The following is a 17728-nucleotide window of genomic DNA, read 5'->3' on the forward strand; positions in this document are numbered from 1 at the left end:
CGAGGCGCCACGCGAGACCGCATGGGCCACGGACCGCGCGTCGCGAGTTGAGGCCCGAGGTTTCAGGCGAGAAGCTAGGCGCGAAGTCGTGGAGCGTGAGGCGGCCCGCTAGGCGAGGCGCCACGCGAGACCGCATGGGCCACGGACCGCGCGTCGCGACTTGAGGCCCGAGGTTTCAGGCGAGACGCTAGGCGCGAGGTGATGGAGCGTGAGGCGGCGGAACGCGAAGCGCCCCGCCAACCGGCGGCACCAACCGCCAACAGCAGCCAGCCGCCGCACGCCAAAAAGACCTTCCGCAGCCATGTTCCCATGGCCGCGGAAGGTCTTTCGCTTACCACGCTGCGCCTCGCCTCGCTCCTCGCTCCTCGCGACTGCTGCGCTGCGCCTCGCCTCGCTCACGCGCCCGCCGCGCCGCCCGGCGCCTGCGTCGACGCGCGCACGACCAGCTCCGGCAGCAGCACGACGCGCTGGCGGGCCGGCTCTTCGCTGCCCATCTGCTTGTGCAGCAGATCCACCGCCTGGCGGCCGAGCTCGCGGATCGGCTGGCCGACCGTGGTCAGCGCCGGGTCGATGATGCCGCACAGGAAGGTGTTGTCGAACCCGACCACGGACAGCTCGCCAGGCACCGGGATGCCCCGCGCCCGCGCCGCCTGGATCGTGCCGATCGCGAGCAGGTCGTTGCAGGCGAACACCGCCGTCGGGCGGTCCGCCGCGTCCAGGATGGCGCCGGCGACGTCCATGCCCGATGCGACCGAGAAGTCGCTGACCGCGACCCGGCGCTCGTCGAACGCGGCGCCGTGCTCCGCCAGTGCGGCCCGGTAGCCCTTCAGCCGCTGGCGCGAGCTCTCGAGGTCCATGCTCTCGACGATGATGGCGATGTCGCGGTGGCCGAGCCGCAGCAGATGCGACGTCGCCAGCAGCCCGCCCATGTAGTCGTCGACGAGCACGGTGTTTACCGGCGAGCGCGGCACCTCCCGCGCGATGACCGTCACCGGCAGTTTGCGGTCCGTGAGCAGGTCGAGCGACTCCGGATGCGCGAGGCCGGTGGCGAGCAGGACGCCGTCGACGCCCTTTTGCTGCAGGAAGTTGAGGTAGTCGCGCTCCTTCTCCACGCGGTTATCGGTGTTGCAAATGACGATATTGTAGCCCAGCTCGTGCGCCCGGTCCTCGATGTTCCGCGCCAGCTCGGCGAAATACGGATTCGAGATGTCCGGCAGCAGCAGGCCTAGCATGTACGTTTTCTTGCTCGAAAGCGCCGTCGCCACGAGGTTCGGGACGTACCCCATCGCCTCCATGATGTCCGTGACGCGCGCCCGCGTTTGCTCGCTGATCTTGCCCGTCCGGTTGATGACCTTGGACACGGTGGCGATCGAAACGCCCGCCTCCCGGGCGACGTCGTAAATCGTCGGCTTCATGCGTGAACGTCCCCCGTCTTTTATGCTCATCGTATCATAGGTCGGGCGCGGTCCGCCATGACGGCTAGTAGCGGGCCACGATCATTTTCTTGCGGGTGTAAAACTCGACGCCGTCCTTGCCGTTTGCGTGCAGATCGCCGTAAAACGACTTCTTGAAGCCGGAGAACGGGAAGAACGCCATCGGCGCCGGCACCCCGACGTTGATGCCCAGCATGCCCGCGTCGATCGTCTCGCGGAACTGCCGCACGGCGGCGCCGCTCGACGTGAACAGGCAGGCGCCGTTCGCGAATTCGGATTCGTTCGCCCACGCAACCGCGTCCTCCAGCGTCTCGACGCGGACGATCTGCAGCACCGGCGCGAAGATCTCGTCCTGCCAAATCTTCATGTCCTTCGTAACGCCGTCGAAGATCGTCGGGCCGACGAAATAGCCCGGGCCTTGCGCGGCTGGCGCTTCCCGGCCGTCCAGCACGAGCGTCGCGCCTTCTTCGAGCCCTTGTTTGATATAGCCGAGCGTGCGGTCCTTGTGCGCACCGCGGATGACCGGGCCGAGGAAGACACCCTCGTCAAGGCCGTTGCCGATGGACAGCCCTTCCGCGCGCTCCTTCAGCTTGGCGACGAGCGCGTCGCCCGCGCCGCCGACGGCGACCACGACGGAGCACGCCATGCAGCGCTCGCCGGCGGAACCGAAGGCCGCGTTCGTGATTTCCTTGACCGCGAGGTCGAGGTCCGCGTCCGGCAGGACGATGGAATGGTTCTTGGCGCCGCCGAGCGCCTGGACGCGCTTGCCGTGCGCCGCGGCGGTCTTGTAGACGTACTCGGCGACCGGCTGCGAGCCGACGAAGGAAATCGCCTTGACGCCTTCGTGCTCGAGCAGGCCGTTCACGACGTCATGCGCGCCGTGGACGACGTTGAACACGCCGTCCGGCAGCCCGGCTTCCTTGAACAGCTCCGCCAGCCGGTTCGCCGTGAGCGGCGTCCGCTCGGACGGCTTCAGGATGAATGTGTTGCCGCAGGCGATGGCGAGCGGGAACATCCACGACGGCACCATCATCGGGAAATTGAACGGCGCGATGCCCCCAACGACGCCGATCGGATAGCGGTACATGGCGGATTCGATGCCCGTCGCGATATCCGGGAGCACACTGCCCATCATGAGCGTCGGCGCGCCCGCCGCGAACTCGACGCATTCGATGCCGCGCTGCACTTCGCCGTACGCCTCGCCGTAGCTCTTGCCGTTCTCGAGCGTGACGAGCTTCGCGAGCTCGTCCCAATGCTCCACGAGCAGCTGCTGGTACTTGAACAGGATCCGCGCCCGCCTCGGCACCGGCGTCTGGCTCCAGCCCGGATAGGCTGCCTTCGCCGCCTGGACCGCGGCCTCCAGATCCTCCCGCGTGGACAGCGGCACATGGACGAGTGTCTCGCCCGTCGCCGGATTCGGCACCGCCTCCGTCCGTTCGGAACGGGACGGCACGTATTGCCCGCCGATGTAATTGGCTACCGTTTGCATGCTATCAGCCATTTCTCTTCACTCCTATCGTAAAATGAACGCCGGCCCCGCTTGGCCGGCGCAGAGCGGTGCCTCCGCGAAGCGCTTGCCGTGCCAGGCCGGCACAGGGCGGCGCCTCCGCGAGCGCTCACCGCGCGCCAACGCCGGGCAGCGCCCTCGGCAAAGCCCGGACGCGCGCCGCCGCGGCGAACTTCCGCGACGCCGCCCCCCGCCTCGCTACACTTCCAGCGCGCCGACCCGGCGCAGCACATCCTCGACCTGCACCCGCGTCGGCATGGCGTCCGAGCAGCTGTGGCTCGAGACGACGATGTGCGCCGCCGCCGCGCCGTAATCCTGGCACTTCGGCACCGGCCAGCCCTGCAGCAGGCCGTACAGGAACGCGCCGGCGAAGGAATCGCCCGCGCCGAACGTCTTGACGACGTTCGCCGGGAACGTGCGGCCCGGGAACACGCCGCCGTCCGCGTCGTAGGCGACCGAACCGTCGCCGCCGCGCTTCACGACGACGAGCTTGGCCCGATGGCCCAGCCACCGGGCGACGACCGCCGCTTCGTCGAACGGCGCGTCCGACTGCGGCTCGAGCAGCGAGAATTCCTCGATGCCGCCGAAGATCACATCCGCCTGCTCGGCCGCGAGCGCGCAGTACGTCTGCACCTCATCGCGGTTCGCCCACGTGTATGGCCGGTAGTCGATGTCGTACACCACCGGCGTGCCGTGCTTGCGCGCGTAGCCGATCGCCGCGAACACCGCTTCGCGCGAAGGGCTCGCGGCCAGCGCCGTGCCGGAGACGACGAGCGCCTTGGCGGAGGCGATCAGCGCCTCGCTCACTTCGCCGGGCGCCAGCTTCAGATCCGCGACGTTATCGCGGTACATGAGGATGCTGCAATCCGTCGGCGATTTGATTTCCGTGAACGCGAGGCCCGTCACCGCGCCCGTCGCATCGTCCACGACCGACGTCGTATCGATGCCCGTCTCCTCCAGGTAGCGCCGGATGAAGCGGCCGAAGCCGTCGCCGGCGATTTTCCCGATGAAGCCCGTCTTGGCGCCGAGCCGCGCGAGCGCGACCGTAATGTTCGCCGGCGACCCGCCGAGATAGCGGGTGAACGTGACCGTCTCCTCGAGCGGCCGATGGATCTCGTTGGCGTTCAAATCGATGCACAGACGGCCGATGCTGACGACATCCAGCGCACGGCCCTCCGGAAACGCGAATCCGCTGCTCATCGCTTAAGCCTCCTCTTTCGGTTCCGGGCTCGACGCCGGCTTCGGAAACAGCCATTCGTGCGCCGGATCGTTGTGGAATTTCCACGTGCGGACGGGACCCGCCATAACGTTCAAATAATAGCTGTCGTAGCCCGGCGCGGCCGACACGGGATGATAGCCCCGCGGCACGAGCACCGCTTCGCCGTCGCGCACCGTCAGCGTCTCGTCGAGCGAGCGGTCGTCCGTGTAGACGCGCTGCACCGCGAAGCCTTGGCCCGGATTCACCCGGTGGTAGTACGTTTCTTCGAGATAGGACTCCGTCGGCAGGTTGTCTTGGTCATGCTTGTGCGGCGGGTAGCTCGACCAGTTGCCGGCCGGCGTGAACACTTCCACGACCAGCAGGCTGTCCGCCGGTTCGCTCTCCGGCAAAATGTTCTGCACCCGGCGCGTCATGCTGCCGTAACCGCGCGGCTCGACGCCGACCTGCTCCGGCGCGATCAGCCGGGCCGGAAGCCCGCCGCCGAGACCCGGCGCGAGGCACACCGCCAGCTCCACGTCCGTCACCGCCGTGATGCGGCAGCTCTGCTGCTCCGGCACGTACACCGAATACGGCGGCGTGCCCTCGAAAATATGCATGCGCTTGCCGATGCCCGGCCAGCGCTGCCCGCCCGCTTCCGCGTCGGCCAGCCCGCTCAGCAGCACGAGGCACGCTTCCTGCTCCGCCGTCTGCCGCTCCAGCGTCTGCCCCGGCTTCAGCCGGTACACTTCGAAGCCGACGTACGTCCATCCGGCCGACGCCGGAGTGATGCGCAGCACGTTGCCCGCTTCGTCCGGCTCCGCCGGGCGCACGATCAGTTCGCTCATGACTTGACCCCTCCTTGCTGCAGCAGCGCGAGCAAGTGAGCCTTGCCCCGCGCGGCGTAATCGACCGGATCGGCGATGGCCGGATCCTGCTCCGCTTCGAGAATCATCCAGCCCTCGTAGCCGTTCGCGTCCAGCCGCCCGAGCACCGCGGCGAAGTCGACGCAGCCGTCGCCCGGCACCGTGAAGACGCCTTTCCGGACGCGGGTCAGGAAGTCCCAGTTCTCGCGGCGCGCCTGCTCCAGCACGTCCGGGCGGACGTCCTTCAGGTGCACGTAGGCGATGCGGTCCTTGTATTGCTCCGCGTAGACGGCGGGGTCGCCGCCGCCGTAGACGGCGTGGCCCGTGTCGAGCAGCAGGTGCACGAGCGACGGGTCCGTCGCCGCCATGAGCCGCTCGATCTCCCGCGGTCCTTCGACGACGGTGCCCGCGTGGTAGTGGTAGACGAGCTTCATGCCGAGCTCGCTCGCGATCGCGCCGGCGGCGTTCAAGCCCTCCGCCAGGCTCTGCCACTGCTCGTCGCTCAGGATGACGCGCTCTTCGAACGCGGGATCCGCGTGCGGCGCGCCCCACACCTCGCAGGTGACGATATGGCTCGCGCCCGCTTCCTTCAGGAATTCCGCATGGCGGCGGTACGCTTCGAGCTCCTCCTCGCGATAGGCGGGGTCCGCGAAGCGGACGCCCCGCCACCAGGACCCGAGCTTCAGGCCGTGCGCGGCCAAGGCGTCGCGGACGCCCGCGGCGGTTTGGGGAAACTTGCGGCACATCTCCGTGCCCTCGAAGCCGAGCGACGTGAAGTCGCGCATTAAATCCTCGAACGTATAATGGTCGCCGAGCTCGTGCATGTCCTCGTTGACCCAGTTAATGGCGGAAATGCCGAGCCGTACCCGTTCTGCGATCGGACGCATGCTATCCTCTCCTTATCGTTCGTAAAATGGTTAGATCGGCCGGGCTTGGCTGCGGAGCTTGGCATTCGCCTCGTGCGCCGCCATGACCTTCGGGCTGACGGACACCGCCGCGCCGTCGACGCGCCACCACGACTCGTAGCCGTCCGTGTTCGTGCCCGGCAGCACCTGCATATGGACGAGCGACGAGCGGTCCGAGGCGGCCGCCTGTTCCAGCGCCGCGCGCAGCGAATCCGCGTCGTGCGCCGCGAACGCCGCGCAGCCCAGGCTCGCGGCCAGCGCGCGGAAGTCGATCGGCAGCGGCTCGCCGCCGAGGACGCCCGCTTCCTTATAGCGGAATTCGTTGCCGAAGCCGTCGCTGCCGTGGCCGCGCTGCAGGTTGTGAATGCACTGGAAGCCGTGGTTGTCGAAGAGGAGGACGGTGATTTTGCGCCGCTCCTGCAGGCTCGTCACGAGCTCGGAGTGCAGCATGAGGAAGCTGCCGTCGCCGACCAGCGCGTAGACTTCGCCTTCCGTGCGGGCCAGCTTCGCGCCGAACGCCCCGGAAATCTCGTAGCCCATGCAGGAGAAGCCGTATTCCATATGATAGGTTTGCGGTTTGCCCGGCCGCCACAGCCGGTGCAAGTCCCCGGGCAGGCTGCCCGCCGCGCAGACGATAACGTCGTCCTCGCCGATGAATTCGTTGATGACGCCGAGCGCGCGCGTCTGCGTCAGGCCGTCCTCGCGCTCGAGCGCGTACAGCGCGTCCACTTCCGCGTTCCATTCCGCCTTGCGCGCGGCCAGCACCGCGCTGTCGTAGCCGGCGCGGTAGCCCTGCTGCGCCAGCAGGCCGGCCAGCCCTTCCAGCGCCAGCTTCGCGTCCGCCACGAGCGGCGTGCCGTCGAGCTTATGGGCATCGAGCGGCGCGACGTTGACGCACAGCAGCTCCGCGTCCGGATTCGCGAACGCCGTCTTGGACGCGGTCGTGAAATCCGAGAGCCGCGTGCCGACCGCGATGACGAGATCCGCCTCGGCGGCCGTACGGTTCGCCGCGAGCGTGCCGGTGACGCCGACCGCGCCGAGGTTCAGCGGGTGGTTCCACGGCAGGACGCTCTTGCCGGCCTGCGTCTCCGTCACCGGAATGCCGAACTGCTCGGCGAATGTGCGCAAGGTTTCGGTCGCGAGCGCGTAGTGGACGCCGCCGCCCGCGACGATGACCGGGCGCTTCTTGCCCGCGATCAGCTTCGCCGCGCGCGCCAGCGCCGAGGACGACGGCGGACGGCGGTCGATGGCGTGCACCCGCTTGCGGAAGAACGCTTCCGGGTAATCGTATGCCTCTGACTGCACGTCCTGCGGCAGCGCGATCGTAACCGTGCCCGTGTCGGCCGGATCCGTCAAGACGCGCATCGCCTGCGCCATCGCGCTCATCAGCTGCTCGGGGCGGGCAATCCGGTCCCAGTAGCGGCTGACCGGCTTGAAGGCATCGTTCGCCGATACCGTATAGTCCATCGGATGCTCGAGCTGCTGCAGCACGGGATCCGGCTGGCGGTCGGCGAAAATATCCCCCGGCAGCAGCAGCAGCGGAATCCGGTTCACGGTCGCCGTCGCGGCGGCCGTCACCATGTTGAGCGCGCCCGGCCCGATGGACGAGGTGCAGGCGTAGATCGCGAGCCGGCCGCTCTGCTTCGCGTACGCGGCGGCGGCATGCGCCATCCCCTGCTCGCTCTTGCCCTGAATGAAGTCGAGCGAGCCTCGGCCTCGCTCCAGCGCCTCGCCGATGCCCGTCACGTTGCCGTGGCCGAAAATGCCCATCACGCCCGTGACGAATTTGCGTTCTTCCCCGTCGATCTCCACATACTGGGCGTCCAGGTAGCGCACCAGCGCCTGAGCCATCGTCAAACGAATCGTACTCATGTCGCGGAAGCCTCCTTTAAGGAATCGGTCACTTCGGAAATCTTCACCGGACGGCCTTCGCGCAGGGAGATGTCCGCCGCGCGCGCCGCCAATTCCGCCTGCAGGCCGTCCCGGCCTTGGACGGGCACTTCCCGCTCGCCTCGCACCGCCGCGAGGAAATCCTCGATCTCCCGCACGTAGGACGCGCTGTAGCGCTCGAGGAAGAAATATTTCGGTTTCTCGCCGTGGATGCCCGTGCCGTCGAAGACGCGGACGTTGTTCGGATACTCGTTATCCGCCGTCAGGCAGCCGTCCGCGCCGAACACCTCGACGCGCTGGTCGTAGCCGTAGCACGCCTTGCGGCTGTTGTCGATGGTGCCGAACGCGCCGTTTGCGAATTTCAGCGAGATCATCGCGGTGTCAATGTCGCCCATCTCGCCGATCGCCGGGTCGATGAGCACGCCGCCCATCGCGTACACCTCCGTGATTTCGCTGCCGCTCAGGTAACGGGCCATATCGAAATCGTGGATCGCCATGTCGAGGAACAACCCGCCGGACGTCTTGACGTATTCCGGGGTCGGCGGGTTCGGGTCGCGCGACGTGATCTTGACCGCGTGGACGCCGCCGATGCGTCCTTGCTCGATGTACGCCTTCACTTGGCGGAAGTTCGGGTCGAAGCGGCGGTTAAAGCCGATCTGCAGCGGCACGCCCGCGCGCTCGGCCGCTTCGATGGCCGCGCAGGTCCGCTCGAGCTCGAGGGAGACGGGCTTCTCGCAGAAGATCGCCTTGCCGGCCTCGGCCGCTTCCGTAATGATGTCCACGTGCGTGCCCGTCGGGGAGCAGATGAGCAGCGCGTCGATCTCCGCGTCGCGCAGCAGCTCGCGGTAGTCGCCGGTTACCTTGGGAATGCCGATGCCGGCCGCCCATTCCCGCGCCGGATCCGGGAATAGATCCGAGATCGCGACGATCCGGACGCCGCTCATCCGGACCAGATTCTCCGCGTGCAGGCGGCCGATGCGCCCCGCGCCGATAATGCCAATGCCAATCGGTTTCATGTCGTGTTACCGCACCTCTCCTAAGTGGTTGATTGCCAATTTGCAGCATGCGCCGGCGCCCGGCCGGCGTCCTCCCTCCCGGACGTCCGTCCGCGCTTCCCTGCGCCCCGCGCGCGCCGGCGAATCGCCCGTTCGCCCGGCGATCGGGCCGGCCGCGCGTAGGTAAAACGGTTTCCCTATTTCTCGCTAATCGCCCGCAAACGTCGGATACATGCCCGATTCGACAGGTTTCTCCGCGAGTCGTCATTGTGCGCGCCAACAGTCCGCCTCATGCTTCGAAACGAGGAGCTCCAGGCTTCGGGAATGGAGGGGAAGAGATTGGGTTAAGCGCTTACCTTTATTCAATCATGTAAGCCCTTTCTATGTCAATCGAAACTTTCGGGAGCGGCGGTTCGGGCGGCCTGCATGCCGCCGCGCTAGGAGCTGGACGCGGGCGGCGCTTGCAAGCGAAGGGGACTTCGGGCCTTTCCGCAGCAGAGCAGCGGCCCTTTCGTTTCGCCTGCGCGGGGGGAGGGTAAATTCCGTTACGCCAGCATCAACAACGACCGGCCGCTCGAAAGGGCCGGTAAAGGGAGGCTTGCCTCATGTCCTACGACGATTTCGCGTTCTTAGTGCGCTTCAGCCATATCATGACGTTCGGCACGCTGACGCCGCGGACGGCGAATCACGGCGCCGCGTTCGAGCTCATGCGAGGCCGGCTGCCCAGGACCGCCGGAGCCGGGTCGCTCCGCGCGCGCCGCGGCTTCGCGACCGCCGGCCGGGACCCGCGGCGAACTACAGCCGGCAGGTAACCCGCCGTGCTCGGCGAGCTCTCGGCCGGGATGCGGCGCCAAGCCGGCCGAACCCCCGTTCACCGGCTTCGGCGCTCTCGCGACGAAGGCGCGCCAAGCATCTGGCGCCCAGACAAAAAGCCGGTCCCCGATTCCGATTCGGGGGCCGGCTTTCTGCTTAGACTTATCTTCGACTTCGCAGCCTCTAATCTTAACTGCAGCGCTTAACATCCATGCTTAACTTCCATGCCCACTCTCCGGCGTTCACCCGTCCCGCTCCATCAGCAAGGACAGAAACCGCCGCATCCGCTCGAACCATTGCTCCGGCGGGCCTTCCTCGACGCGAGCAGCGCGATCCAGACCGCCGCCTCGCTTTCCTTTCCCGAGCGTCAGGTCGATGCCGCGGAGCACGTCCAGGCTGCCGAACGATTTGGTCAGCCGGCGAACTTCGATCATGAGCGATACCACCCTCCAGGCGGCGCCTTGGACCGCGCGTTAGACGGCGGCATACCGGTCGAAATGCCGTTCCAGCCGCCGCTGCAGCGCCCCCAGCACCGTGCAGAACAATAAGTAAATAAGCGCAACCTCGCAATATACCAGCATCGGCTCGTACGTCGCCGCCGCGATCTGCTGCCCTTTCTGAAACAGCTCGGTGACCGTCACGGCCGCCGCCAGGGACGTATCCTTCAGGAGCGAGATGAACGAGTTCGAGAGCGGCGGCACCGACACCCGGGCGGCCTGGGGCAGAATGATGCGCCGCAGCGCCTGACCCCGCGTCTGCCCGAGCGAGTACGCCGCCTCCCACTGGCCCCGCGGAATCGAGACGATCGCCGCGCGGACGATCTCCGAGCCGTAGGCGCCGACGCTAAGCGAGAAGCCGATGACCGCCGCCGGGAACGCGTCGATGAGCAGCCCGAGGCGCGGCAAGCCGTAGAAAATGATAAACAGCTGGACCAGCAGCGGCGTGCCGCGGATAATCCAGACGTAGAAGCGCGCCAGCCCGGCGAGCGGCCGAAAGCTCGACAGCCGGGCCAGCGCGGTCGCCACCGCCAGCACGAGGCCGAGCGCGAACGAGATCAGCGTCAGCGGCACGGTAAAGACAAGCCCCGCGCGCAGCAGCGGCAGGAAGGAATCGGCGAAAATCTGCAGGTACCGATCCATATGTTCGCTCATGTTGCCAACCCGCTTTCTCTTACTTCGAGACGTCCTCGCCGAAATAGGTTTGGGAGATTTTCAAGTACGTGCCGTCCGCCTTCATGTCCGCCAGCGCCTTGTTCGCCGCATCGACGAGATCCGTGCTGCCCTTGCGGAAGAGCAGCCCGCTCTGCGAGACGTTGTCCGTCTCCGCGACGACCTTGATCGGCACGTCCGGACGCTGCTTCTTCAAGTCTAGAAACGACAGCTTGTCATTGATGGTCGCGTCGATCCGGCCCGACGTCAGCAGGTCGATCGCCTGATTGAAGCCGTCGATCTGCACGATCTGCGCGCCGTTCGCCTTGGCGATGTCGGCGAGATCACTCGTGAGCGACTGGCCGGACTTCTTGCCCTTCAGGTCGGCCAGGCTCTTGATCGCCGTGTTGTCGTCCTTCACGATCAGCACGGCCTTCGACAGAATGTACGGATCGGAAAAATCGTACTTCTGCTTCCGGTCGTCCCGGATCGTCACCTCGTTCGCGACCATGTCGAACCGCTTGGCGTCGAGACCGGCCAGCATGCCGTCCCACTTGGTCTCCACGAACTTCGCCTTGACCCCGATGCGCTTCGCCACCTCCTGCGCGATGTCCACGTCGAAGCCCGTCAGCTTGCCGCTCTTATCGTGAAATGTGAACGGCGCGTACGTCCCCTCCGTGCCGACCGTGATTTCCCCGTCCGACTGGACGGCCGCGAGCGCCGTGCCGCCTGCCGCGCCCGTATTGGTCTCTGCGCCGCCGGCCGCGTCGTTCCCGCCGTTCGCCGGCCCGTTGCCGTCATTGCCGCCGCCCTTGCTGCCGCAAGCCGTCCCCGAGAGCAGCAGCGCCGCGGCAAGCGCGCCAATGCCGATGCCTCGCTGCCAAGTATGCATGGCAAATCCCTCCTTTTGATTCGGGGATAGTATGCCGGCTTTTCCTTCGGATTATCCCGCGTGCATGCGGATACGGCGGCTTGCTGGAAGCTCCCCGGGAGCCGGAAATCGCGCGGGCCCGTTCGTTGACAGTGCCGCGAACCGCTACCTATAATGAGTGCAGTTTGTTGCCGCGCGAAGACTCATTAAGCGCTGCTGCTATGGAACGGATATAGACACGGAAAGTATGGAAACGGAAAGGATTTGTACGCCATGCCTTCATCCCCGATGCCCGAATCGTCCGCCGCGCTGTCCCGCTCCCGAAGGCTCTGGACGGCGGGCGTGCTCGGCTCGCTGAGCGCGTTCGGCCCGCTCTCGCTCGACATGTACCTGCCTGCGCTGCCGAAGCTCGCGGAAGACCTGCATACGAGCGCGTCGCTCGCCCAGCTCAGCCTCACGGCCTGCATGATCGGCCTCGCGGCCGGACAGCTGTGCGCCGGCCCGATCAGCGACGTGCGCGGCCGCCGCGGACCGCTGCTCGCCGGGCTGCTGCTCTACACGGCCGCCTCGCTGGTCTGCGCGTTCGCGCCGAGCATCGGCGCCTTCGTCGCGCTCCGCTTCCTGCAGGGCCTCGCCGGCTCGGCCGGCATCGTCGTCTCGCGGGCGATCGTCCGCGACCTGTATACCGGCACAGAGCTGACGAAGTTTTTCGCCCAGCTCATGCTCGTGAACGGCATCGCCCCGATCGCCGCCCCGATCGTCGGCGGGCAGCTGCTGCACGTCACCGACTGGCATGGCGTGTTCCTCGTGCTCGGCGCGATCGGCCTCGCCATGTATCTCGCCGTGCTGCTCGGGCTTCCCGAGACGCTCCCGCCGTCGCGCCGCTCCAAGGCCGGCATCGGGAACACGCTGCGCACCTTCCGCCGCCTGCTGACGGACCGCTCGTTCATGGGCTGCGCGCTCGCGCAGGGCTTCGTCATGGCGGCGATGTTCGCCTACATCTCGGGCTCGCCGTTCGTGCTGCAGAACGTGTACGGCATCTCGCCGCAGACGTTCAGCCTCTGCTTCGCCATGAACGGCCTCGGCATTATTGGCGCCAGCCAGCTGGCGGGACGGCTGGCCGGCCGGGTCGACGAAGCGAAGCTGCTCGCCGCCGGGCTCGGCCTGGCCGCTGCGGGCGGCGTCGCGCTGCTGGCCATGCTGCTCGCCCATGCGCCGCTCGGCTTCGTGCTGCCGCCGCTGTTCTTCGTCGTCGCCAGCGTGGGAATCGTGTCCACGATCGCTCGCCATGCGCAGTCAAGGAAGCGCCGCGGGCAGCGCTGCCGCGCTGCAGGGGCTCATGTCGTTCCTCTTCGGCTCCGCCGTGGCGCCGTTCGTCGGCATCGCCGGCAGCGACACGGCGGTGCCGATGGGCATCCTGATCGCGGCCCTGGACGTCGGCGCGGTCCTGATCTATGCGCTGATGGCCGGGCGATACCGGCGCGCGGCTTGAACGCGCCCGGCGCTAGGCGCGCGCGGCATTCCGGGTGAGAGCCGAATCACGCGCTAGCGTTCAGCCCGCCGCCCAGCTCAAGGCGCACGGCATTCCGAGCGAGAGGTGGAATCGCGCGCAAGCGTTCATCCGCTGCCGGGATTGTCCCGCCCACCGGTGCGCCTCCGCCTCCCTCGGGAGGTTCTATCATCTTTTTATTGCGAACATATGTTCGATCATATATACTGGGTTTGTGGCGATACTGGATAGAGTTGCCACCACCGGAAAGGCCATACCCATCAAATTAGAGGAGCTGTTTCAGTCATGTCTTTGCGTTTGACTCCCTATTTCGTCATGAATGGCAACGCGCAGGAGGCCATCGCATTCTATGAGCGCGCCCTGGGCGCCACGGCGCTGTTCAAGCAGACGTTCGGCGAGATGCCGGAGAATCCCGACTTCCCGCTGCCGGAATCCGTGAAGAACCTGGTCAGCCATGCCATGATCCGCATCGGCGAATCCGACGTCATGTTTTCGGATACGTTCCCGGGCCAAGAGATCAAGTCCGGCAACCAAGTGACGATCTGCATCACTTTGGGCGACGCCGAAGAAACTGCCCGCGTCTTCAATGCGCTGGCCGACGGCGGCACGGTCGAAATGCCGCTCCAAGAAACGTTCTTCAGCTCCGCATACGGCTCGCTGACGGACAAGTTCGGCATCCCGTTCCAAATCTTCACCGAAGGCAAACAGCAGCCTTAACCCTCGCCGTCGGAAGAAAAAGGGCTGTCCCCCGTCATTCATCACGAATGACAAAGGAACAGCCCCTTTAAGCATGCCGTCCATCCGGCCGATTGGCGCGGTACCCGACAGCTTTCTGCGCCTTCGTTGCAGTACGCGTACGGAGCAAGCTAAGCCCGGGTCGACCACGGCCGACGCCATCTTCTCCCGTCTCCCTCAGGTAATGATCATCCGCAGCGCAAACAGCAGCAGCGCCCCGCACATGATGCGGATCAGCAGCACGCTGCCGATCCGCCGCGAGATGCGCGCGCCGAACCAGCCGCCCAGCAGCGCGCCCGGCGCGAGCGCCGCGACGAGCAGCCAGTCCCATTCGCCGCGGGCCAGATGCATGCCGCTGCCGAAGACCGCCGAGACGAAGATGACCGCCATCGACGTGGCGGACGCGATATGCGGCGGAAACCGGAACAGCAGCACCATCGCCGGAATGAGCAGCACGCCCCCGCCGATGCCGAGCAGCCCGGAGATCAGCCCGACGATGCCGCCGATGACGAGCGCGGGCAGCGCGTTGAAGCCGTATTCGTGCCGCGCGCCGGCCGCGTCCGTGTAGGACCGCATGTAGCGCCACCGGCCCTGATACGGCTTGATCCGGTTGCGCAGCAGGAGGAGTACCACCATGAACAGCATAAAGTAGCCGAACGCCCGGCGGAACGCGTCCGGATCGAAGAGTGAGGTCAGGCTCGCCCCTAGCATCGACAGCGGACCGCTCGAGGTGGAGAAGAACAGCGCGCTGCGCAGGTCCGCCTTGCCTTCCCGCACGAACGTCAGCGTCGACGTCAGCGACGTGAACACGAGCGCCCCGAGCGATACGCCGACCGCCAGCGCCGTGTCGATGTCCATGCCGAGCATGGACGGACCGAGCAGCAGCAGTGCCGGCACGATGATCACTCCGCCGCCTAGGCCGACGATGGCGCCGAAGGTCGACGCCACCAGCCCAAGCGCGAACATCACCAGCAAAGTGGGAACGTCCCACGTCATCACCATTGGAAACAACGATATCGCACCTCTTGTCGCATTCATTTGGGTCATCATTAGCTATAATTGGATTATCTATTCGCACACATGTCCCATTATAGCGAAGCGGGACCGGCTTTTCATGCCTTCTGGCGGTCATGGTGTCCGGGCTGCGGCCGGATGCCGATGAGGAAGGACGATTGCGGCCGGGAGCCGATGAGGAGAGGGACCGGTTGCGCCGGGATGCCGACGAGACGGGAGCCGACTGCGGCGGGATGTCGTTGAGGTGGAGAGTCGACTGAGGCAGAAAGTCGATAACGATAGTTGCGGCCCACGGCCCCGCTGAAGTCGAAGCCCTCTCCGCTGGCGCCATTTCGCGGATTCTCGCTGGAATTGCCGTCTCCACCATTATCGCCGCTCTAGAACCCCTGGAGTTGCCGCCCGTCCGCTGGCGCCCTTCGCGGATTTCCGCTGGAATAGCGCCATTGGCGCTACCGCTCAGCATGCGTTCCGATTTTCGCGGACACAGGAGCCGCTATTCAGCGAAATAGCGGCAAAATCGCCTTTTCGCGGCCACCAGCGCCGCTATTCGGGCATATAGGGAGGTTCGAAGGGGAAATCGCACCCCTTAACGGATCGTGTGGCCGCGAAATCCCGCGAAAAGCCAAAATGACCAAAATAGCGGCTGTCGTGGCCGCCAAACCAAGCGTCGTTCGCGGATTTCCGCTGGAATTGCGCCATCGGCGCTACCGCTCAGCATGCGTTCCGATTTTCGCGGACACAGGAGCCGCTATTCAGCGAAATAGCGGCAAAATCGCCTTTTCGCGGCCACCAGCGCCGTTATTCGGGCATGTAGGGAGGTCCGAATGGGAAATCGCGCCCCTTAACGGATCGTGTGTCCGCGAAATCCCGCGGAAAGCCAAAATGACCAAAATAGCGGCTGTCGTGGCCGCCAAACCAAGCGCCAATTGCGCCGCTCACGTGCTTACGCCTCCACGAGCCGCGAACACCCCCGTTGCCTTACGGCTGCTGAGCCGGCTGCGACTGCTTCAGCAACGACGCCGTGCCGTTGCCGGCGATCAAGCGAATCGCCCCGCAGCGGCCTCTCGATTATGCGTCCCCCGTACCGCCGTCCCCCGGCCCGCCGATGCCCGCCCGCCTCCAATAACGCAAAAAGGACAGCATCTCTGCTGTCCCCCGCTTCGGCACGCAGCGGCGTCTTAGTCGACGTAGCCCGCGATGCCTTTTCCCATCAAGTAATCCATCTCCGCGTCCAGGATCGTCTCCACGGTCAGCTCGTCCGACTTGAGCCCCGGGCGGCTCAGGATATAGTCCGTCAGCTCGTCGCTGTCGATGTTCACTTCGCCGTTCTTGTCCTCCGGCGCGTTGTTGATGAACGCCTGCTCGTGCTTCAGCACCTGCTCGATCAGCTTGGCGTCGGCGTTCGTCCTGCCGGCGATGAACTGCACCAGCTCGATCATGTTGATTTGCTCGCTCACTTCGTCAGCACCTCTCGTTCTTCATTCACGCAGTGCCATTGTATCACAAGCGGCCGCGCGCGCTCAAAACGCCGCTACGGCACGAACAATCTCTTGCCCGTGTTTGCCCGTGTTTGCCCGTGCTCGCCCGACTCTCGATCCAGCGATGCGCCGCCGCGCCCTCCGCGAGCGGAATCCGCTTCGGGGGCGCCAGCGTCGGCCGGCCCGCGAGACCAATGCTTTCATGCGGTCACCCTAGCGGGCAGGAACGCGAACGCCGATCAGTTCGACGCGCCGAGCAAGGCTTCGATCTCGCCGGCCAGCGCCAGCGGCTCGACGTTCGATTCGTAGCGGCCGACGACGTTGCCGTTGCGATCAACGAGGAATTTCGTAAAGTTCCACTTAATGGAATCGTCGCCAAGCCAATGCGGCAGCTTTTCGCTCAGGAAGGCGTGCAGCATTTTGCCGCTGGGCTCGCTCGTGTCGAAGCCGCGGAACGGCGCCTGCTCCGTCAGGTAGCGGAACACCGGATTGGCGTTCCCGTCGCGGACGTCGGACTTCGCGAACAGCGGGAACGTCACACCGTAGTTGATCTGGCAGAAGCTCTGGACGTCGGAATTCGTGCCGGGCTCCTGCTCGCCGAATTGGTTGGACGGGAAGCCGAGCACGCGCAGTCCTTGGGCGGCATACTGCTCGTGCAATTTTTGCAGGTCCGCGTACTGCTGGGTAAAGCCGCATTGGCTGGCGGTGTTGACAATGAGCAGCACGTCCCCTTGGTACTCCGAAAGCGATTGGTTCTCGCCTGTCATGGTCGTGGCTTGAAGCTCGTAAAGCGTGGACACCGTGAATCCCTCCGTAATGGCATGCACGGCATGCCTCGAATGATATTAATTAATTAAATTGCATCAAATCTAAAATAAATGTATCAGCCCAGGAACCGCTCGTCAACCCGAACCTGCGCGGCGCGCCGCTGAACCGGCGGACGTTCGGACGACCGTTCGGGCACAAGTCCGTCTTTCAGCCGCGAACGCCGGATCTGATGCGGCCCCGGGACCGCCAGGTTGAATGTCCCGGACGACAGCGGTACAATTCTAGTGATCTGCAAGAGAAACCAACCTGCGGCAATCCGCCGGCCGGCCAACGTCCGTCCCGGCGGCTTGCTGCGAGCAGGCCTCGGCCTGCGCCGAAAGGGAGATGCCTCATGATGAATAAAGAATTCTCGATTCGCGGCCGCGTACTGATCGTCACCGCGGTCGACGCGGAACGCGAAGCGGTGCTGCGCGGACTCGGCAGCGACCGCCGGTTCGACGTCGTCGCCGCGGGCGTCGGCCCGGCCGCCGCGGCCGCGGGCACGGCCTTCGCGCTGGCGGCCGGCGGCCGGGCGCCAAGCGCCGCCGCCGAAGCCGCGCC

General features: G+C 66.0%; 15 protein-coding genes and 2 pseudogenes. 4 read left to right on the forward strand and 13 right to left on the reverse strand.

Annotated elements, in window-relative coordinates; all coding sequences use genetic code 11:
* Nucleotides 1–395 precede the first annotated feature (395 nt).
* The 7 genes from ACFPB1_RS23405 to iolG all read right to left on the reverse strand — a co-directional run bounded on the left by ACFPB1_RS23405 (nt 396) and on the right by iolG (nt 8812).
* Nucleotides 396–1415: a LacI family DNA-binding transcriptional regulator gene (locus ACFPB1_RS23405; RefSeq protein ID WP_379228559.1), complete on the reverse strand. Its 1020-nt coding sequence runs from the start codon at nt 1413–1415 to the stop codon at nt 396–398.
* A 64-nt stretch (nt 1416–1479) separates the two neighbouring features.
* Entirely contained in the window at nt 1480–2922 is a 1443-nt protein-coding gene (locus ACFPB1_RS23410) for a CoA-acylating methylmalonate-semialdehyde dehydrogenase (protein WP_379228574.1), read from the reverse strand.
* Between the two features lie 216 nt (nt 2923–3138).
* Complete coding sequence (gene iolC, locus ACFPB1_RS23415; protein WP_379228560.1) at nt 3139–4140, reverse strand: 5-dehydro-2-deoxygluconokinase; 1002 nt, start codon at nt 4138–4140, stop codon at nt 3139–3141.
* 3 nt (nt 4141–4143) lie between these two features.
* The gene (iolB, locus tag ACFPB1_RS23420) at nt 4144–4983 is read right to left on the reverse strand and encodes a 5-deoxy-glucuronate isomerase (protein WP_379228561.1); all 840 of its coding nucleotides are present in this window, start codon (nt 4981–4983) and stop codon (nt 4144–4146) included.
* On the reverse strand, nt 4980–5888 hold the full coding sequence (gene iolE / locus ACFPB1_RS23425; protein WP_379228562.1) for a myo-inosose-2 dehydratase: 909 nt from the start codon (nt 5886–5888) through the stop codon (nt 4980–4982). The genes iolB and iolE overlap by 4 nt, the downstream gene beginning before the upstream one ends.
* Before the next feature lie 30 nt (nt 5889–5918).
* On the reverse strand, nt 5919–7778 hold the full coding sequence (iolD, locus tag ACFPB1_RS23430; RefSeq protein ID WP_379228563.1) for a 3D-(3,5/4)-trihydroxycyclohexane-1,2-dione acylhydrolase (decyclizing): 1860 nt from the start codon (nt 7776–7778) through the stop codon (nt 5919–5921).
* Entirely contained in the window at nt 7775–8812 is a 1038-nt protein-coding gene (gene iolG / locus ACFPB1_RS23435) for an inositol 2-dehydrogenase (RefSeq protein WP_379228564.1), read from the reverse strand. The genes iolD and iolG overlap by 4 nt, the downstream gene beginning before the upstream one ends.
* Before the next feature lie 584 nt (nt 8813–9396).
* Between iolG and ACFPB1_RS23440 the strand changes: the two genes are divergently transcribed.
* Nucleotides 9397–9603 (forward strand): hypothetical protein, encoded by a 207-nt coding sequence (locus ACFPB1_RS23440; RefSeq protein WP_379228565.1) that lies wholly within the window; start codon nt 9397–9399, stop codon nt 9601–9603.
* A 243-nt stretch (nt 9604–9846) separates the two neighbouring features.
* On the opposite strand, the gene ACFPB1_RS23445 is transcribed toward ACFPB1_RS23440, so the two are convergent.
* Genes ACFPB1_RS23445 through ACFPB1_RS23455 form a run of 3 tightly spaced genes read right to left on the reverse strand, consistent with a single transcriptional unit; the run spans nt 9847 to nt 11644 of the window.
* A complete protein-coding gene (locus ACFPB1_RS23445) occupies nt 9847–10038 on the reverse strand; it encodes a hypothetical protein (RefSeq protein WP_379228566.1) in 192 nt (63 codons plus the stop codon).
* Nucleotides 10039–10077: 39 nt separating this feature from the next.
* Entirely contained in the window at nt 10078–10755 is a 678-nt protein-coding gene (locus tag ACFPB1_RS23450) for an amino acid ABC transporter permease (RefSeq protein ID WP_379228567.1), read from the reverse strand.
* Between the two features lie 19 nt (nt 10756–10774).
* Nucleotides 10775–11644 carry an amino acid ABC transporter substrate-binding protein gene (locus ACFPB1_RS23455; RefSeq protein ID WP_379228568.1) on the reverse strand — a complete coding sequence of 290 codons (870 nt, stop codon included), beginning with the start codon at nt 11642–11644 and terminating at the stop codon, nt 10775–10777.
* A gap of 267 nt (nt 11645–11911) precedes the next feature.
* Here ACFPB1_RS23455 and ACFPB1_RS23460 point away from each other — a divergent pair.
* Together ACFPB1_RS23460 and ACFPB1_RS23465 are read left to right on the forward strand one after the other, a co-directional pair.
* Nucleotides 11912–13115: pseudogene (locus ACFPB1_RS23460) on the forward strand (multidrug effflux MFS transporter).
* A gap of 303 nt (nt 13116–13418) precedes the next feature.
* Complete coding sequence (locus ACFPB1_RS23465) at nt 13419–13850, forward strand: VOC family protein (protein WP_379228569.1); 432 nt, start codon at nt 13419–13421, stop codon at nt 13848–13850.
* 195 nt (nt 13851–14045) lie between these two features.
* On the opposite strand, the gene ACFPB1_RS23470 is transcribed toward ACFPB1_RS23465, so the two are convergent.
* From ACFPB1_RS23470 to ACFPB1_RS23480, 3 genes are all read right to left on the reverse strand, one after another.
* Entirely contained in the window at nt 14046–14870 is an 825-nt protein-coding gene (locus ACFPB1_RS23470) for a sulfite exporter TauE/SafE family protein (protein WP_379228575.1), read from the reverse strand.
* Between the two features lie 1190 nt (nt 14871–16060).
* Nucleotides 16061–16339 (reverse strand): hypothetical protein, encoded by a 279-nt coding sequence (locus ACFPB1_RS23475; protein ID WP_379228571.1) that lies wholly within the window; start codon nt 16337–16339, stop codon nt 16061–16063.
* Between the two features lie 260 nt (nt 16340–16599).
* Entirely contained in the window at nt 16600–17160 is a 561-nt protein-coding gene (locus ACFPB1_RS23480; protein ID WP_379228572.1) for a glutathione peroxidase, read from the reverse strand.
* A gap of 359 nt (nt 17161–17519) precedes the next feature.
* Here ACFPB1_RS23480 and ACFPB1_RS23485 point away from each other — a divergent pair.
* Nucleotides 17520–17728: pseudogene (locus ACFPB1_RS23485) on the forward strand (hypothetical protein); the annotation flags it as partial.

This window comes from Paenibacillus sp. GCM10023250, from assembly GCF_042653205.1.
Classification (GTDB): Bacteria; Bacillota; Bacilli; order Paenibacillales; family Paenibacillaceae; genus Paenibacillus_Z.

Excerpts from the sequence above, each read along its gene's own strand:
- ACFPB1_RS23405 (WP_379228559.1), bottom strand. The coding sequence starts at position 1,415 with ATGAAGCCGACGATTTACGACGTCGCCCGGGAGGCGGGCGTTTCGATC.
- iolG (WP_379228564.1), bottom strand. The coding sequence starts at position 8,812 with ATGAAACCGATTGGCATTGGCATTATCGGCGCGGGGCGCATCGGCCGC.
- iolB (WP_379228561.1), bottom strand. The coding sequence starts at position 4,983 with ATGAGCGAACTGATCGTGCGCCCGGCGGAGCCGGACGAAGCGGGCAAC.
- ACFPB1_RS23410 (WP_379228574.1), bottom strand. The coding sequence starts at position 2,922 with ATGCAAACGGTAGCCAATTACATCGGCGGGCAATACGTGCCGTCCCGT.
- iolC (WP_379228560.1), bottom strand. The coding sequence starts at position 4,140 with ATGAGCAGCGGATTCGCGTTTCCGGAGGGCCGTGCGCTGGATGTCGTC.
- ACFPB1_RS23465 (WP_379228569.1), top strand. The coding sequence starts at position 13,419 with ATGTCTTTGCGTTTGACTCCCTATTTCGTCATGAATGGCAACGCGCAG.
- ACFPB1_RS23440 (WP_379228565.1), top strand. The coding sequence starts at position 9,397 with ATGTCCTACGACGATTTCGCGTTCTTAGTGCGCTTCAGCCATATCATG.
- iolE (WP_379228562.1), bottom strand. The coding sequence starts at position 5,888 with ATGCGTCCGATCGCAGAACGGGTACGGCTCGGCATTTCCGCCATTAAC.
- ACFPB1_RS23450 (WP_379228567.1), bottom strand. The coding sequence starts at position 10,755 with ATGAGCGAACATATGGATCGGTACCTGCAGATTTTCGCCGATTCCTTC.
- ACFPB1_RS23470 (WP_379228575.1), bottom strand. The coding sequence starts at position 14,870 with ATGGTGATGACGTGGGACGTTCCCACTTTGCTGGTGATGTTCGCGCTT.
- ACFPB1_RS23445 (WP_379228566.1), bottom strand. The coding sequence starts at position 10,038 with ATGATCGAAGTTCGCCGGCTGACCAAATCGTTCGGCAGCCTGGACGTG.
- ACFPB1_RS23455 (WP_379228568.1), bottom strand. The coding sequence starts at position 11,644 with ATGCATACTTGGCAGCGAGGCATCGGCATTGGCGCGCTTGCCGCGGCG.
- iolD (WP_379228563.1), bottom strand. The coding sequence starts at position 7,778 with ATGAGTACGATTCGTTTGACGATGGCTCAGGCGCTGGTGCGCTACCTG.